This is a genomic window from Lysobacter sp. CFH 32150, assembly GCF_022758295.1.
GTDB lineage: Bacteria > Pseudomonadota > Gammaproteobacteria > Xanthomonadales > Xanthomonadaceae > CFH-32150.
In genome coordinates this window covers 132480-146742 of record NZ_JALDWJ010000003.1, presented here as the reverse complement: position 1 = coordinate 146742, position 14263 = coordinate 132480, and the positions used below count along the sequence as shown (strand labels likewise).

Annotated in this window: 15 protein-coding genes; 11 read left to right on the top strand and 4 right to left on the bottom strand. The window is 65.9% G+C overall.

Going from position 1 to position 14263, the window contains the following annotated elements:
• Positions 1 to 129: 129 nt before the first annotated feature.
• From MO486_RS06920 to MO486_RS06905, 4 genes are all read left to right on the top strand, one after another.
• Positions 130 to 1608 (top strand): leucyl aminopeptidase, encoded by a 1479-nt coding sequence (locus MO486_RS06920; RefSeq protein WP_242905554.1) that lies wholly within the window; start codon positions 130 to 132, stop codon positions 1606 to 1608.
• A gap of 1 nt (position 1609) precedes the next feature.
• Positions 1610 to 2032 carry a DNA polymerase III subunit chi gene (locus MO486_RS06915; RefSeq protein WP_242905553.1) on the top strand — a complete coding sequence of 141 codons (423 nt, stop codon included), beginning with the start codon at positions 1610 to 1612 and terminating at the stop codon, positions 2030 to 2032.
• Between the two features lie 7 nt (positions 2033 to 2039).
• The gene (locus MO486_RS06910; RefSeq protein ID WP_242905552.1) at positions 2040 to 2330 is read left to right on the top strand and encodes a TMEM165/GDT1 family protein; all 291 of its coding nucleotides are present in this window, start codon (positions 2040 to 2042) and stop codon (positions 2328 to 2330) included.
• Positions 2331 to 2519: 189 nt separating this feature from the next.
• Positions 2520 to 5297 (top strand): valine--tRNA ligase, encoded by a 2778-nt coding sequence (locus MO486_RS06905; protein WP_242905551.1) that lies wholly within the window; start codon positions 2520 to 2522, stop codon positions 5295 to 5297.
• Positions 5298 to 5378: 81 nt separating this feature from the next.
• On the opposite strand, the gene rimI is transcribed toward MO486_RS06905, so the two are convergent.
• Genes rimI through pssA form a run of 3 tightly spaced genes read right to left on the bottom strand, consistent with a single transcriptional unit; the run spans position 5379 to position 6912 of the window.
• Positions 5379 to 5813 (bottom strand): ribosomal protein S18-alanine N-acetyltransferase, encoded by a 435-nt coding sequence (rimI, locus tag MO486_RS06900; protein ID WP_242905975.1) that lies wholly within the window; start codon positions 5811 to 5813, stop codon positions 5379 to 5381.
• Positions 5814 to 5860: 47 nt separating this feature from the next.
• Positions 5861 to 6142, bottom strand: coding sequence for a hypothetical protein (locus MO486_RS06895; RefSeq protein ID WP_242905550.1), 282 nt, complete (start codon positions 6140 to 6142; stop codon positions 5861 to 5863).
• 2 nt (positions 6143 to 6144) lie between these two features.
• Positions 6145 to 6912, bottom strand: a complete 768-nt coding sequence (gene pssA / locus MO486_RS06890; protein WP_242905549.1) for a CDP-diacylglycerol--serine O-phosphatidyltransferase — start codon at positions 6910 to 6912, stop codon at positions 6145 to 6147.
• Between the two features lie 73 nt (positions 6913 to 6985).
• Between pssA and MO486_RS06885 the strand changes: the two genes are divergently transcribed.
• The 4 genes from MO486_RS06885 (at position 6986) to MO486_RS06870 (ending at position 9986) form a co-directional block, all read left to right on the top strand.
• On the top strand, positions 6986 to 7423 hold the full coding sequence (locus MO486_RS06885; protein ID WP_242905548.1) for a DUF4124 domain-containing protein: 438 nt from the start codon (positions 6986 to 6988) through the stop codon (positions 7421 to 7423).
• 2 nt (positions 7424 to 7425) lie between these two features.
• Positions 7426 to 7704, top strand: coding sequence for a DUF4124 domain-containing protein (locus MO486_RS06880; protein ID WP_242905546.1), 279 nt, complete (start codon positions 7426 to 7428; stop codon positions 7702 to 7704).
• A gap of 78 nt (positions 7705 to 7782) precedes the next feature.
• The gene (locus MO486_RS06875; RefSeq protein WP_242905544.1) at positions 7783 to 9501 is read left to right on the top strand and encodes a proline--tRNA ligase; all 1719 of its coding nucleotides are present in this window, start codon (positions 7783 to 7785) and stop codon (positions 9499 to 9501) included.
• A gap of 119 nt (positions 9502 to 9620) precedes the next feature.
• Positions 9621 to 9986, top strand: coding sequence for an H-NS histone family protein (locus MO486_RS06870; RefSeq protein WP_242905542.1), 366 nt, complete (start codon positions 9621 to 9623; stop codon positions 9984 to 9986).
• A 51-nt stretch (positions 9987 to 10037) separates the two neighbouring features.
• Here the strand turns inward: MO486_RS06870 and MO486_RS06865 are convergent, their stop codons facing one another.
• Positions 10038 to 11288 (bottom strand): threonine/serine exporter family protein, encoded by a 1251-nt coding sequence (locus MO486_RS06865; RefSeq protein ID WP_242905540.1) that lies wholly within the window; start codon positions 11286 to 11288, stop codon positions 10038 to 10040.
• A 99-nt stretch (positions 11289 to 11387) separates the two neighbouring features.
• On the opposite strand from MO486_RS06865, the gene MO486_RS06860 reads away from it, so the two are divergent.
• The 3 genes from MO486_RS06860 to MO486_RS06850 are packed head-to-tail and all read left to right on the top strand — an operon-like array spanning position 11388 to position 14249.
• Positions 11388 to 12503 carry an ABC transporter permease gene (locus MO486_RS06860; protein ID WP_242905538.1) on the top strand — a complete coding sequence of 372 codons (1116 nt, stop codon included), beginning with the start codon at positions 11388 to 11390 and terminating at the stop codon, positions 12501 to 12503.
• Positions 12503 to 13294 (top strand): ATP-binding cassette domain-containing protein, encoded by a 792-nt coding sequence (locus tag MO486_RS06855; protein ID WP_242905535.1) that lies wholly within the window; start codon positions 12503 to 12505, stop codon positions 13292 to 13294. The genes MO486_RS06860 and MO486_RS06855 overlap by 1 nt, the downstream gene beginning before the upstream one ends.
• A 28-nt stretch (positions 13295 to 13322) precedes the next feature.
• Positions 13323 to 14249, top strand: coding sequence for an MlaD family protein (locus MO486_RS06850; RefSeq protein WP_242905534.1), 927 nt, complete (start codon positions 13323 to 13325; stop codon positions 14247 to 14249).
• Positions 14250 to 14263 lie beyond the last annotated feature (14 nt).

Sequence of the window (14263 nt, the reverse complement as noted above, 5' to 3'; positions counted from 1 at the left end):
ATTCGTTCGTCCGGCTTCCGGCCGCCGCACCGCGCGGCCCAGCCCGCATTCGGCATGCTCGCACCGAGCACACCGATCGCCACGTGATTGTACGGAAACTCTTCTTCCCCCCTGTCTGGAATCTGTTCGATGGCCCTCGAATTCACCCTGAACCACGACGCACCGGCGTCCGTCGCCAGCGATTGCATCGTGGTAGGCGCTTTTGCCGACAACAGCCTCACCCCCGCCGCGCAGGCCATCGATACCGCCAGCGGCGGCAAGCTCGCGGCGTTGATCGAACGCGGCGATCTCAGCGGCAAGACCGGCAAGACTGCGCTGCTGCATGACCTGCCAGGCGTCACCGCACCGCGGGTGCTGGTGATCGGGCTCGGCGACAAGGACAAGTTCGGCACCGCGCAATACATCAAGGCCGTCGGCGACGCCGCGCGCGCGCTCAAGACCGGCCCGGTCGCGAGCGCCGTGTTCACCCTCAGCGAAATCGCGGTCAAGGATCGCGATGCCGCCTGGAACGTCCGCCAGGCCGCGATCGCCGCCGACCACGCCTGCTACCGCTACACGGCCACCCTCGGCGCCAAGAACAAGAAGCGCGAAGAAACCGGCCTGAAGTCGTTCGCCATCCATGGCGACGATGCGCAAGCGCTCGCCCAGGGCCAGGCCATCGCCGCCGGCGTCGCCTTCGCGCGCGAACTCGGCAACCTGCCGCCGAACATCTGCAACCCGGCGTACCTCGCGCAACAGGCGCAGGAATTCGCCGCGCGTTTCGACAACGCCTCGTGCGAAGTGCTCGACCGCGCGCAGATGCAGGAACTCGGCATGGGCTCGCTGCTCGCGGTCTCCCGCGGTTCGGCCAACCCGCCGAAGCTCATCGTGCTGAAGTGGAACAACGGTGGCGACGCCAAGCCTTACGTCCTCGTCGGCAAGGGCATCACCTTCGACACCGGCGGCATCAATCTCAAGACCCAGGGCGGGATCGAGGAGATGAAGTACGACATGTGCGGCGCCGCCAACGTCATGGGCACGTTCGTGTCGGCGGTCGGCATGCAGCTGCCGATCAACCTCGTCGTCGTCGTGCCGGCGGTCGAGAACATGCCCGACGCCGACAGCTATCGCCCGTCCGACGTGCTCACCAGCATGTCCGGCAAGACCATCGAAGTCGGCAACACCGACGCCGAAGGCCGCCTGATCCTGTGCGACGCGCTGACCTACGCACAGAAATTCGAACCGCAGGCGCTGCTCGACGTCGCGACGCTGACCGGCGCGTGCGTGGTCGCGCTCGGCAAATACGCCACCGGCCTGATGAGCAAACACGACGACCTGGCGAGCGAATTGCTCGCCGCGGGCGAAACTACTTTCGACCGTGCCTGGCGCCTGCCGCTGTGGGACGAATACCAGAGCCTGCTCGATTCGAGCTTCGCGGACGTCTACAACATCGGTGGCCGCTGGGCCGGTGCGATCACCGCCGGCTGCTTCCTCGCCCGCTTCACCGAGAACCAGCGCTGGGCGCATCTGGACATCGCCGGCGTGGCCAATGGCGACGGCAAGCTGGGCATGGCGACGGGTCGTCCGGTCGGACTGCTGTCGCAGTGGCTGATCGATCGCGCGGTTTGACGTGCCTCGCGCCGACTTCTACCTAATCGCCAAGGAGCGTTTCCGCGAGGAACCGCTGCGGCTGGTCTGCGAGTTGGCGCGCAAAGCCTACGACGCCAACCTGTGGACGCTGGTGCTGGTGCGCGATGCGGACCAGGCGGAGCAGCTCGACGAGATGTTGTGGGACATGGGCGACGACGCCTACATCCCGCACCAGATCGCCGGCGACGAGGAAGACGAACTGACGCCGGTGTTGATCGCGACGCCCGACACCGACGTGCCGTTGCGCCCGCTGGTGATCAACCTGCGCGATGGCGCTGTCGACGGCAGCTTCGAGCGCGTGCTGGAAGTCGTGCCGGCCGACGAATCGTCGCGCGGGCCGCTGCGCGAGCGCTGGAAGCAGTACCAGGCGCGTGGGCTGACGCTGAACAAGTACGACATGTGAGATCGCCATGACCGAATGGAAAGTGCTTGCCGTGATCTTCGGCACCGTGTTCCTCGCCGAGATCGGCGACAAGACACAGCTGGCGACACTGCTGTTTTCGGCCGAAGGCAAGGTCGGTCCGTGGCAGGTCTTCGTCGCGTCCGCCGCCGCCCTGCTGCTGGCTTGCGCCATCGGCGTCGTCGCGGGCCAGCTGGTAGCGAAACTGGTTAGTCCGCAACTCCTCAAGATCGTCGCTGGCGCGGGGTTCCTGCTGATTGGGGCCTGGACGCTGTACGGCGGACTCAGGCCGACCGCGTAAACATTGCTCGTCATTCCTGCGAAAGCAGGAATCCAGCGCCTGGCTCTACTTGTAGAAGCGGTATTCGAAAGAAGTTACTGGATTCGCCTTCCGCTAAAGCGGGAATGACGAAAGAGCAGAACAGCAACAACCCAAGTCACTGGATTCCTGCTTTCGCAGGAATGACGAGCAAAAGCGAAAGCAAACACCATGAGCAACGCCCTGGCCTCCAGCTACGACCCGACCACCTTCGAATCCCGCCTCTACCAGGAGTGGGAAAACAGCGGCGTGTTCCAGCCGCGTGGTGAGGGCGAGCCCTACGTCATCCTGCTGCCGCCGCCGAACGTCACCGGCACGCTGCACATGGGCCACGCGTTCCAGCACACGCTGATGGACTCGCTGGTCCGCTACCACCGCATGCGCGGCTACGACACGCTATGGCAGATGGGTACCGACCACGCCGGCATCGCCACCGAGATGGTGGTGGCGCGAAATCTCGGCCAGCAGGGTCTGACCCGCGATGGGTTGGGCCGCGAAGGCTTCATCGAGAAAGTCTGGGAATGGAAGCAGCAGTCCGGCAACATCATCGAGCGGCAGATGCGCCGCCTCGGCACCTCCGGCGACTGGACGCGCAGCGTGTTCACCATGGACCCGATGGCCGCCGATGCGGTGCTCGAAGCGTTCGTGAAGCTGCACGAACAGGGCCTGATCTATCGCGGACAGCGGCTGGTGAACTGGGATCCGGTACTGAAGACCGCGATCTCCGACCTTGAAGTCGTCAACGAGGAAGAAGACGGACACCTTTGGTCGATCTCCTACCCACTCGCCGACGGCAGCGAATCGCTGGTCGTCGCCACCACGCGCCCGGAAACCATGCTCGGCGACACGGCGGTGATGGTGCATCCGGACGACGAGCGTTACGCGCACCTGATCGGCAAGACCGTGAAACTGCCGCTGACCGATCGCGAGATCCCGGTCATCGCCGACGCCTACGTCGATCGCGAATTCGGCACCGGCGTGGTCAAGGTCACGCCCGCGCACGACTTCAACGACTACCAGGTCGGCCAGCGCCACAAGCTGCCGATGATCAACATCTTCACGCCGGATGCGGTCACCAACGACAACGTGCCGGAGCAATATCGCGGCCTGGATCGCTATGTCGCACGAAAGGCGGTGCTGGCCGACCTCGAGGCCGCGGGCCTGCTGGTCGAGACCAAGCCGCACAAGCTGCAGGTGCCGCGCGGCGACCGCACCAACCAGGTGATCGAGCCCTACCTGACCGACCAGTGGTTCGTGCAGATGGACGGCTTCGCCAAGCGCGGGCTTGAACTGGTGGAAAGCGGCGAGGTGAAGTTCGTTCCACCAAACTGGATCAACACCTATCGTCACTGGATGGAAAACATCCAGGACTGGTGCATCAGCCGCCAGCTCTGGTGGGGCCATCGCATTCCGGCGTGGTACGACGAGGTGGGCAACATCTACGTCGCGCGCAATGAAGTCGATGCGCTTGCGCAGGCCGCGGCGAAAAACGGTGAGCTGAAGCCCACCCTACGCCAGGACAACGACGTCCTCGAGACCTGGTTCTCCTCCGCGCTGTGGCCCTTCAGCACCCTGGGCTGGCCGAATGCGGAGCTGATGCAGCAGCGCGGCTTCGACAAGTACGTGCCGTCGTCGGTGCTGGTCACCGGCTTCGACATCATCTTCTTCTGGGTCGCGCGCATGATCATGACGACCGACCACTTCACCGGCCGCGTGCCGTTCAAGGACGTCTACATCACCGGCCTGATCCGCGACGCGCACGGCCAGAAAATGTCGAAGTCGAAGGGCAACGTGCTCGATCCGATCGACATCATCGACGGCATCAGCCTCGAGGACCTCGTCGCCAAGCGCACCACCGGCCTGATGAAGCCGCAGGACGCGCCGAAGATCGAGAAGGCCACGCGCAAGGAATTCCCGGAGGGCATCCCCGCCTTCGGTGCCGACGCGCTGCGCTTCACCATCAGCGCGCTCGCCGGCCACGGCCGCGACATCAAGTTCGATCTCGGCCGTGCCGAGGGCTACAAGAATTTCTGCAACAAGTTGTGGAACGCCAGCCGCTTCGTGTTGATGAACACCGAAGGCGCGAACTTCAACGGCGCGCCACAGCCGCAGACCGATGCCGAGCGCTGGATCCTGTCACGCCTGGCGAAAGTCGCCGCCGAAGCCGAAACGCATTTCGCCAGCTATCGGTTCGATCTGCTGGCGCAGTCGCTGTACGAGTTCGCCTGGAACGAGTTCTGCGACTGGTTCGTCGAACTCGCCAAGCCCGCGCTGAATGGCGCGGACAGAGCCGCAGCGGACAGCACTCGCCATACCCTCCTGCATGTGCTGGAAACACTGCTGCGCCTGCTGCACCCGCTGATTCCGTTCGTCACCGAGGAACTGTGGCGCAGCGTCGCACCGAAGCTCGGCATCGTCGAGGCGACGATTTCTCTGCGCCCGTATCCGCAGGCGGGCGATTTCGCCGGCCAGGATTTCGCGACGGCCGAAGCCGATATCGAATGGCTGAAGGCGATGGTGTCCGCGCTGCGCCGTATCCGCAGCGAACTCGGCGTGTCGCCAATGAAGACTGTCACGCTGCTGTTGCAGGGCGGCTCCGCCAACGATGCCGCACGCATCGAGCGCTATGCCGCGCAGCTGAAGTTCCTCAACCGCCTCGACACCATCGAGGCGATCGCCACCGAGCCGCCACCCGCGGCGGCCGGTATCGTCGGCGATCTCAAGCTGTTCGTGCCGCTGGCCGGCCTCGTCGACCTCGACGCCGAACGCGCGCGCCTGGACAAGGAGCTCAAGCGGGTCGAAGGCGAAAGAGCGAAATCGGAGAACAAACTCGCCAGCGAAACGTTCGTGCAGAACGCACCGGCCGCCGTGGTCGAGCAGGAACGTCAGCGCCTCGCCGACTGGACGGCACAACGCGAAGCGCTCGCTGCGCAACGCGCCCGCCTTTGATTCCGTAGGAGCGGCTTATAGCCGCGAGCTTTTTTTCGTCCGCAGGTGCTCGCGGCTATAAGCCGCTCCTACGGTTGGCCGTCATTCCGGCGCCAACAACTCCATCGCCATCACCAGCGCATCCTCGCGCCCGTCCTTCGCCGGGTAGTAACGCGGGCGCCGGCCGATCTCGTTGAAGCCTTCGTCGTGGTACAGCGCAATCGCGTTCACGTTCGACGGCCGCACTTCGAGGAAAACGCGCTGGGCCCCCCGACCGCGGGCGATCTGCAGCAATGCGCGCAACAGACGGCGACCGTGGCCGCGTCCCTGTGCATCCGGTGCGGTGCAGACGTTGAGCACGTGCGCCTCATCGGCGGCGAGGCTCAGCACGCCATAGCCGATGATGCGGTCCTCCTGCTGCAGCACCCAGGCCGGGTAATCGGCCAGCAGGCAGTCGCGGAAGATGCCGCGGGTCCAGGGGAAAGAGTAGGCGCGTTGCTCGATCGCCAGCACCGCGTCGAGATCGACTTCGCGCATCGGCCGCAGGCTGGCCGGCGCGGCATTCGCATCGACCGCCAGGGCATTCACGACTGCGTCGCGCCCCGCATGGCGCGCAGGCGCGGCCACAGCGCGCGCTTGGCGGTGGCGTTGCGCAGTTGGTCGAGCGGTGGCAGATCGCCGAGCCGTCCGGCATCAACGTCGGCCGCGCGTGCGAGTGCGCGCAACAGCACCGACGGTGCGTCCGTTGTGCCGGCCATCGGCGCGGACAGGCTTCCGACAGGAATGTTGTCGACCGCCGCTGCCGCCGGCACGAACACGGTGTGCCCGAGCACGGTCAGTACTTCGCGCTGGAAGGCATCCCACATCGTCAGCCACCCGCCACCGGCGCATGACGCCGCCGCAACCACAGCACCGGACCCGACAGCGCATACAGCACCGCGGCTGCGAATAGCACGCGCGGCGGATCGATCCATAAGGCGATGAGCACGGCGACAGCAATCACTATCGTGGCGAATGGCACCCGCTCCGCCTTCGGTCCGCTGCCGCTGCCCTTGAAGCTGCTGTAACGAAGGCGGCTGACCATCAGCAGGCCCGCGACGACGGTCACCACCGCGGCGGCGTAGCGCAGCTCGCCGCCGCTCCAGCCGAGGTCGTGGAAGGTCCAGACGAAACTCGCGACCAATCCCGCCGCGGCCGGACTGGCCAGGCCGATGAACCAGCGTTTGTCGACCTGTCCGACCTGGCTGTTGAAGCGTGCCAGCCGCAACGCCGCGCAGGCCGCGTACAGGAATGCGACCAGCCAACCGATCTTGCCGAAGGTGGCGCCGTCGAGCTTCATCGACACCAGTGCCCAGTGGTACATCACCAGCGCCGGCGCCATGCCGAAGCTGACCAGGTCGGCAAGCGAGTCGTACTGCACGCCGAATTCGCTCTGGGTATTGGTCATGCGCGCGACGCGGCCATCGATGCCGTCGAGGATGGCGGCGATGAAGATCGCCACGCATGCCGCCTCGAACCGCCCTTGCGAAGCAGCGATGATGGCGAAGAAGCCGCCGAACAAGCCGCCGGTGGTAAACAGGTTCGGCAGCAGGTAAATGGCGCGTGGGCGCGGTTGCGGCACTTCGATCTGATCCATTTCGTGAGTTTACCGCTTGCACTGCCCAGGACGCGGTGCTGCAATCGGGGCGACGCCTACCGGAGCTGCCATCATGTCCCGTCTGCTCAGCTGTTCACTCCTCGCCCTCGGCCTCGCCCTGGTGATCTCGCCCCTCGCGGCCCAGACCGTCTATCAATGGAAAGACGCCAAGGGCGTCACCCACTATTCCGATTCACCGCCACCGAAGGGCGCCACGCGTCGTGAGGTGCAGACCACCGAGGGGACGCCCGCCACGCCGCAACCGAAGGCTGCGCTTGCTCAGGCCCCCACCCCCAAGGAAGCGCCCGCCACACCACCGGCACCGGTCGCCGATGCCGCGCAATGCGCACAAGCGCGCCTCAATCTGGAGCAATTGCAGAGCAATGCCCCAGTCGGCCTCGACGCCGACAGTGACGGCAAAGCCGATGCCGAGCTCGGTGCCGCAGATCGGGCCAAATACCTCGGCCTTGCGCGCGAAGCGATCAAGACCAACTGCCCCAGCGGCGGTTGACGATGGAGGTGCGTGCGGGCTGGATCGTCCTCGGCCTCGCCGCGGTCGGCGCCCTGGCATGGTGGGCTGCGCGCGAAACGCCGGAGCGCAGCCGCGCCAAACAGGAACGCGCCGAACGCGCGGCCGCACAGTCGGCCGAGGCAGCGCGTCCGTCCCTGTATCGCTGGCGCGACGCCAATGGCGTGCTGCAGATCACCGAACAGCCGCCCAAGGGGCGCAAGTACGAGCGGATCGACGTGGATGCGCCGCCAACGATCGAGGTGCGCGGCGATCGGGAATAGGCCTGTCTGCACCTGCCGGACCGGCCCCGGCGCAACCGCATGGCAAAATGGCGGCCTTTCCGCCTACTGAAGCCGCCGATGCGCCTGTCGCAGTTCCACCTTCGCACCAGCAAGGAAACCCCCGCCGACGCCGAAATCATCAGCCACAAGCTGATGCTCAAGGCCGGCATGCTGCGCAAGCTCGCCGCCGGGCTCTACACCTGGTCGCCGCTGGGCCTGCGCGTGCTGCGCAAAGTCGAAGCCGCCGTGCGCGAGGAGATGAACGCGGCCGGCGCGATCGAGTTGCTGATGCCGACGGTGCAGCCAAAGGAGTTGTGGGAGGAAACCGGGCGCTGGCAGAAGTTCGGCGGCCAACTGCTGAAGATCAAGGACCGCAAGGAGGCCGAGTACTGCTACGGCCCGACCGCCGAGGAAGTGATCACCGACTTCGCCCGCAACGAGATCGCCAGCTACAAGCAACTGCCGGTCAACTTCTACAACATCCAGACCAAGTTCCGCGATGAGATCCGCCCGCGCTTCGGTGTGATGCGCGCGCGCGAATTCCTGATGAAGGACGCGTATTCGTTCCACCTCGACGACGCCTCGCTCGCCGCCGAATACCAGAACATGTACGACACCTACGGTCGCATTTTCACCCGGCTTGGGTTGAAGTTCCGCGCCGTGTTCGCCGACACCGGGGCGATTGGTGGCAGCGCCTCGCACGAATTCCATGTGCTCGCCGACTCGGGCGAAGACGCGATCGCTTTCTCCGATGGCTCCGATTACGCAGCGAACGTCGAACTCGCAGAAGCCGTATCGCCGGGCGCATGTCCCGCCGCTGTGGAAGCCCTGCGCAAAATCGATACGCCGACGCAGAAGACCTGTGAGGACGTCGCCGCGCTGATGGGCGTGCCGCTGGCACGCACGGTGAAGTCGGTCGCGGTCATGGGCGAGCTTCCCGATGGTCAGCCTGGCTTCGTGCTGGCGCTGGTGCGTGGCGACCACGTCGTCAACGAGATCAAGCTCGCCAAGTTGCCAGGTCTCGCCGATTACCGCCTCGCCACCGAAGCGGAAATCAGCGAACACCTCGGCAGTGAGCCGGGCTTCCTAGGCCCGGTGAAACCGGCCAGGCAAATCCGCGTGATCGCCGATCGCAGTGTCGCCGCCATGGCTGATTTCGTCGTCGGCGCGAACGAAGCGGGTTACCACCTGGCCGGTGTGAACTGGGGCCGCGACCTGCCGGAACCCGATCTCGTCGCCGACATCCGCAACGTCGTCGCCGGCGATCTGTCGCCTGACGGCAAGGGCACGCTGGGCCTCGCCCGCGGCATCGAGGTCGGCCATGTGTTCGCGCTCGGTCGCAAGTATTCCGAAGCCATGCAATGCACCGTGCTCGACGCCAACGGCAAGGCGGTGGTGCCGGCGATGGGGTGCTACGGCATCGGCGTGTCGCGGATCGTGGCGGCGGCGATCGAACAGAACCACGACGACGCCGGCATCCTCTGGCCAGCGGCGATGGCACCCTGGCAGGTGGCGGTGTGCATGATCAATCCGAAGAACGATGCCGCGGTGACCGAAGCCGCCGAAGCGCTGTATCGCGAATTGAATGCCGCCGGCATCGACGCCGTGCTCGATGACCGCGGCCTGCGCCCAGGCGCGATGTTCGCCGACATCGAACTGATCGGCATCCCGCACCGGGTGGTGGTCTCCGAACGCGGGCTGGCCGCCGGCACCTTCGAATACCGTGCCCGCGCTGCCACCGAATCGGAAAACCTGGACCGGATTGCATTGCTGGGCCGGCTCGGCGTTTCCACTTGATCCCACATGCATCGAATTCCCCGTCCGCAGCGGACGGCGTTATCCTTCGCGCGCCAAACAAGAATTCAGTTTGCGGCCATGCAATGGCCAACTGAAGTCGTCCATTTCGGGGAACCCCAATGTCGATCGATCTCAACGCACTGTCCGCAAAAGAACTCGATGCGCTGATCAACCAGGCGAAGAAGCGCAAGAACACGCTCAGCAAGCGCAAACCGATCGCCGTGGTCCGCAAGAAGCTGACGGCACTCATCAAAGCCGAGGGTTATACCGTCGCCGAACTGTTCGGCGGCGCCGCGCCGAAGGCGGACAAGGCCCCCGGTGCGACGCGCAAGAGCACCAAGGGCTACAAGCTCGGCAAGGTCGCGCCGAAGTACCGCAACCCGGCGAACCCGAAAGAGACCTGGGCCGGCCGTGGCAAGCAGCCGCATTGGCTCGCTGCCTATACCGATAACGGCCGCAAGCTGGAGGAATTCCTGATCAAGTAAAGATCGGGATCCGTGTACAGAACGCCGGCCCAAGCCGGCGTTTTTTATGGCTCAGAGGTTCCTGCGCGCGGACACCAGCAGGTTGCCGAACAGCAGTCCGGCGATCAGCGCCATCAGGATGTTCAGCGCCGCGATCGCCGCACTCTGCCCCGCGCTGAGATCCTGCTGCTGCACCGACGAGATCACCCCGCGCAGCGCCAAGCTGCCGGGCACCAGCATGATGATGCCCGGCACGCGGATCAGCGCGCCGGGACGCTTGATCCAGCGCGCATAGGCGTTACCCGCAGCGGTGGTGACCAACGCGGCGAGGAACACGCCGGCGGGGCTGCCGAAGGCCTCGTCGCCGAACCGCGAGATCAGATAACCGGCCATCGCCGACGCCATCACCAGCGGATAGTCGCGGCGATTGGCGCGGAACAGCACCGCGAACGCATACGCGCCGGCGACGAGCGCGACCCAGGCGACCCAGTCCGGCTGCGGTCGCCATGCGCGCACTTCCGGCTCCAGGCCGGCGAGCTCGGCAACGGTCAGTGCGATGGCGGTGCCGACGGTGAGCTTGAGGACGGTGGTCAACGCGCCGGCAAAGCGCGCCGTGCCAGACACCAGGTGGCGGCTGGTGAGTTCATTGATGGCGTTGGTCAGCGCCATACCGGGTAACAACACGATCAGCGCGGCGATAGTGACGGTGTTGAGATTGAGTGGTGCGACCAGGCTGGCGACTGCGATCGCGACGAAGCCCGCGACCATGCCGGCGATCGCGTCGCTGGCTTCCTGCAATCGCGGCCGACCTCTTCCCTGCTGTTCCAGCACGCCGATCAGCAGGCCGATCAAACCAGCGGTCGCGAGGTCCAGCCACGGCAACCGCAACAACCCAGCCACGGCCGCGGACGCCAGGCCGAAGCCGAACACCTGCTGGGCGCGCCCGCGCCAGCCCAGCCCGCCGTCGAGGGCGCGCAGGTCGGCCTGTCCCTGCGCGATGCCGATGTGGCCCGCCATCACTTCCTCGGCGATGCGGTCGGCCTCGCACAACTTGTACAGGTTCGTGTCGCCCGGGGCGAGGCGGATCACGCGGGTCGTTTCGGACGTCCCCGCGGGCCGGGTCGGGTCGCTGAACGAGAGGATCATCCCGGTCGGGTTCGACCACGGTTCGCACTCGAGCCTGAGCCGCTGCGTTACCGCAACCACCGCGCCTTCGAGGCGTTGCGCGGTCGTGCCGTAGGCATGCAACCGCTGCGCCAGTGCGATGACGAAGGCAACACGCTCGGCGAAGCCGGTGGCGACGGTGTCGATGGGGGTTTGCATGGAAGAAGGATCGCATGCGGATGCCGCGTGTTGTCAGCACGACAACAAGGTCCCTAGGCCTCTACGCCATTCCCACGATCCCCCTGTATCCTCCGGCGCATGCGCGATGCCAGCAGCCCGCCCAGTTTCGCCGCCGATGAGCGCGACCCCGCGCGGCTGCGGCTGGTCGGGGCATGGACGCTGGCCTACGCGACCACGATCGGCGAACGCCTGCGCACGGCACCGCAGGACGTCAGCGCGGTCGATGCGAGCGAGGTCGACCGCCTCGATTCGGCTGGCGTGCTGCAGCTGTTGCGCTTCGCACGCCGCCGCGGGCTCGATTTCGCCGAGTTCAACTTCCGCGACGACCACCGTGCACTGGTCGAGGCGATCGAGGACGTGATCGACGATCGGCCGAAGAAGAAACGCCAATACGGCGTGGCCGATGCCCTCGCCCGCCTCGGCTTCGCGGTGCAGGACAACTGGCACGAGGCCCTGGCCCTGGTCGGCTTCCTCGGCGAAAACCTGGTGAAGCTCGGCCGCATGCTGCTCGCGCCACGGCGTTTCCGCATCACCTCGACCGTGCACCACATGGAACAGGTTGGCCTGGACGCCGTCCCGCTGGTGGCGCTGCTGTCGTTCCTGGTCGGCGCCGTGATCGCCTTCCTCGGCGCGAACATCCTCAAGGACTTCGGCGCCGAGATCTACGTCGTCGAACTGGTCAGCATCGCGTTCTTGCGCGAGTTCGGCGTGTTGCTCACCGCGATCATCCTCGCCGGTCGCACTGCCAGCGCGTTCACTGCGCAGATCGGTGCGATGAAGGCCCGCGAGGAAGTCGACGCGATCCGCACCCTCGGGCTCGACCCGATCGACCTGCTGGTGTTGCCGCGGATCATCGCGCTCATGGTGATGCTGCCGCTGCTGACTTTCATCGCGATGCTGGCCGGCCTGGCCGGCGGCATGGTGGTCGGCGCGTTCAACCTGGACATCCCGCCGCAGGCGTATTACGCGCGGATGGACGCGACCATGGAAGTGCGGCACTTCTGGGTCGGCATCAGCAAGGCGCCGTTGTTCGCGCTGATCATTTCGCTGGTCGGTTGCCTCGAAGGACTGCAGGTGGAAGGCAGCGCGCAGTCGGTCGGCGAACGCACCACGTCCAGCGTGGTGCAGGCGATCTCGCTGGTGATCGTGCTCGACGCCATCATGGCGCTGTGGTTCATGCGGATGGAATTCTGATGGCCGGTGACGCCGACAACCCAATCATCCGCGTGCGCGGCCTGGCCAACCGTTTCGGCGAACAGATCGTGCACGAGGATCTCGACCTCGATGTCCGTCGCGGCGAGATCCTTGGCGTCGTCGGCGGATCCGGCAGCGGCAAGTCGGTGCTGATGCGCTCGATCATCGGCCTGCACACGCCGGATGCGGGACGGATCGAAGTGCTGGGCGTCGACGCGCGCTCGGACGACACCGACGTGCGCATGCAGATCCAGCGCAACACCGGAGTGCTGTTCCAGGATGGCGCGCTGTTCTCGTCGCTCACCGTCGGCGAGAACGTGCAGGTGCCGTTGAAGGAACAGCATCCGGACCTGCCGGATACGCTGCGTTACGAACTGGCGCTGCTGAAGGTCAAACTGGCCGGGTTGCCTGCGGACTCGATCAACAAGCTGCCCTCGCAGTTGTCCGGCGGCATGCGCAAACGTGCAGGCCTCGCACGCGCGCTCGCGCTGGATCCACCGTTATTGTTCCTCGACGAACCGACCGCCGGCCTTGACCCGATCGGCGCGGCCGCGTTCGACGAACTGATCCGCACACTGCAGCGCGCGCTTGGGCTGACAGTGTTCCTGATCACCCACGACCTCGACACCCTGTACTCGATCTGCGACCGCATCGCCGTGCTGGCCGACCGCAAACTGGTGATCAACGCGCCGCTCGCCGAAGTCGAACGCTACGATCACCCGTGGGTGCAGGAATATTTCCACGGCCCGCGTGCCCGCGCCGCGCGCGATGCACGGCCGTTGCCGGCATGATGCGGTAGCGCAGACGCAGGAGACGAACATGGAAACCAAAGCCAACTATGTCCTGATCGGCGTCTTCACGATCGTCGTCGCCATCGCCGGTCTGCTGTTCGCGTTGTGGGCGGCGAACTGGTCGTCGGAGAAGGAATGGCGCACCTATCGGATCATCTTCAACGAGGCCGTCACCGGCCTGGATGAAGGCAGCACTGTGCGTTACAACGGCATCAGCGTCGGCACCGTGCAGCAGCTGAGCCTGGCGCCGGACGACCCGCGCCGCGTGCTGGCACAGGTGCGCATCGGCGCCGACACGCCGATCAAGACCGACACCAAGGCCAAGATCTCGCAGGACGGCCTGACCGGCCCGACCTTCGTCCAGCTCAGCGGCGGCAGTCCGGGCGCACCGGCGCTGGTCGCGAAGAGCGACGACGATATCCCGGTGATCCAGACCGAACCTTCGGCGCTGCAGAACATCGCCGACACCGCCAATCGCCTGGTCGCACGGCTCGACCAGGTGCTGAGCGACGAGAACGTCGCCCGCATCACCAATTCGCTCGACAGCATCGAGGCGATGACCGGCGCGATCGGCGACCAGAAGGACGACCTGCGCGCACTGGTCATCAACGCGCGCAAATCCAGCGAGCAGTTGGAGAAGACGCTGGCCACCACCGATTCGGCAGTGCGCGGACTCGATCGCGAGCTGGTGCAGAAGCTGCCCGCGCTGATCACCAAGCTCGACAGCACGCTCGGCCGACTCGATGCGGCCGCAAAGGGCGCCGACAGCATCGTCAACGACAACCGCTCCGCCATCAGCAGCTTCGCCAATGATGGCCTGGCGCAGATCGGCCCCACCATGGTCGAGCTGCGCGCCCTGGTGCGCGACCTGCGCCGCATCAGCGATCGGCTCGACGGAGGACCGGCGGCTTACCTGCTCGGTCGCGACGCACCCAAGGAGTTCGACCCCGAATGAACCCCGTGCCGACA

Coding starts and splice junctions, on each gene's coding strand:
- MO486_RS06885 (WP_242905548.1), top strand. CDS start 6,986: ATGTCCCGTCTGCTCAGCTGTTCACTCCTCGCCCTCGGCCTCGCCCTG.
- MO486_RS06895 (WP_242905550.1), bottom strand. CDS start 6,142: ATGTGGGATGCCTTCCAGCGCGAAGTACTGACCGTGCTCGGGCACACC.
- MO486_RS06905 (WP_242905551.1), top strand. CDS start 2,520: ATGAGCAACGCCCTGGCCTCCAGCTACGACCCGACCACCTTCGAATCC.
- MO486_RS06855 (WP_242905535.1), top strand. CDS start 12,503: ATGGCCGGTGACGCCGACAACCCAATCATCCGCGTGCGCGGCCTGGCC.
- pssA (WP_242905549.1), bottom strand. CDS start 6,912: ATGGATCAGATCGAAGTGCCGCAACCGCGCCCACGCGCCATTTACCTG.
- MO486_RS06850 (WP_242905534.1), top strand. CDS start 13,323: ATGGAAACCAAAGCCAACTATGTCCTGATCGGCGTCTTCACGATCGTC.
- MO486_RS06880 (WP_242905546.1), top strand. CDS start 7,426: ATGGAGGTGCGTGCGGGCTGGATCGTCCTCGGCCTCGCCGCGGTCGGC.
- MO486_RS06875 (WP_242905544.1), top strand. CDS start 7,783: ATGCGCCTGTCGCAGTTCCACCTTCGCACCAGCAAGGAAACCCCCGCC.
- MO486_RS06865 (WP_242905540.1), bottom strand. CDS start 11,288: ATGCAAACCCCCATCGACACCGTCGCCACCGGCTTCGCCGAGCGTGTT.
- MO486_RS06910 (WP_242905552.1), top strand. CDS start 2,040: ATGACCGAATGGAAAGTGCTTGCCGTGATCTTCGGCACCGTGTTCCTC.
- MO486_RS06920 (WP_242905554.1), top strand. CDS start 130: ATGGCCCTCGAATTCACCCTGAACCACGACGCACCGGCGTCCGTCGCC.
- rimI (WP_242905975.1), bottom strand. CDS start 5,813: ATGCGCGAAGTCGATCTCGACGCGGTGCTGGCGATCGAGCAACGCGCC.
- MO486_RS06860 (WP_242905538.1), top strand. CDS start 11,388: ATGCGCGATGCCAGCAGCCCGCCCAGTTTCGCCGCCGATGAGCGCGAC.
- MO486_RS06870 (WP_242905542.1), top strand. CDS start 9,621: ATGTCGATCGATCTCAACGCACTGTCCGCAAAAGAACTCGATGCGCTG.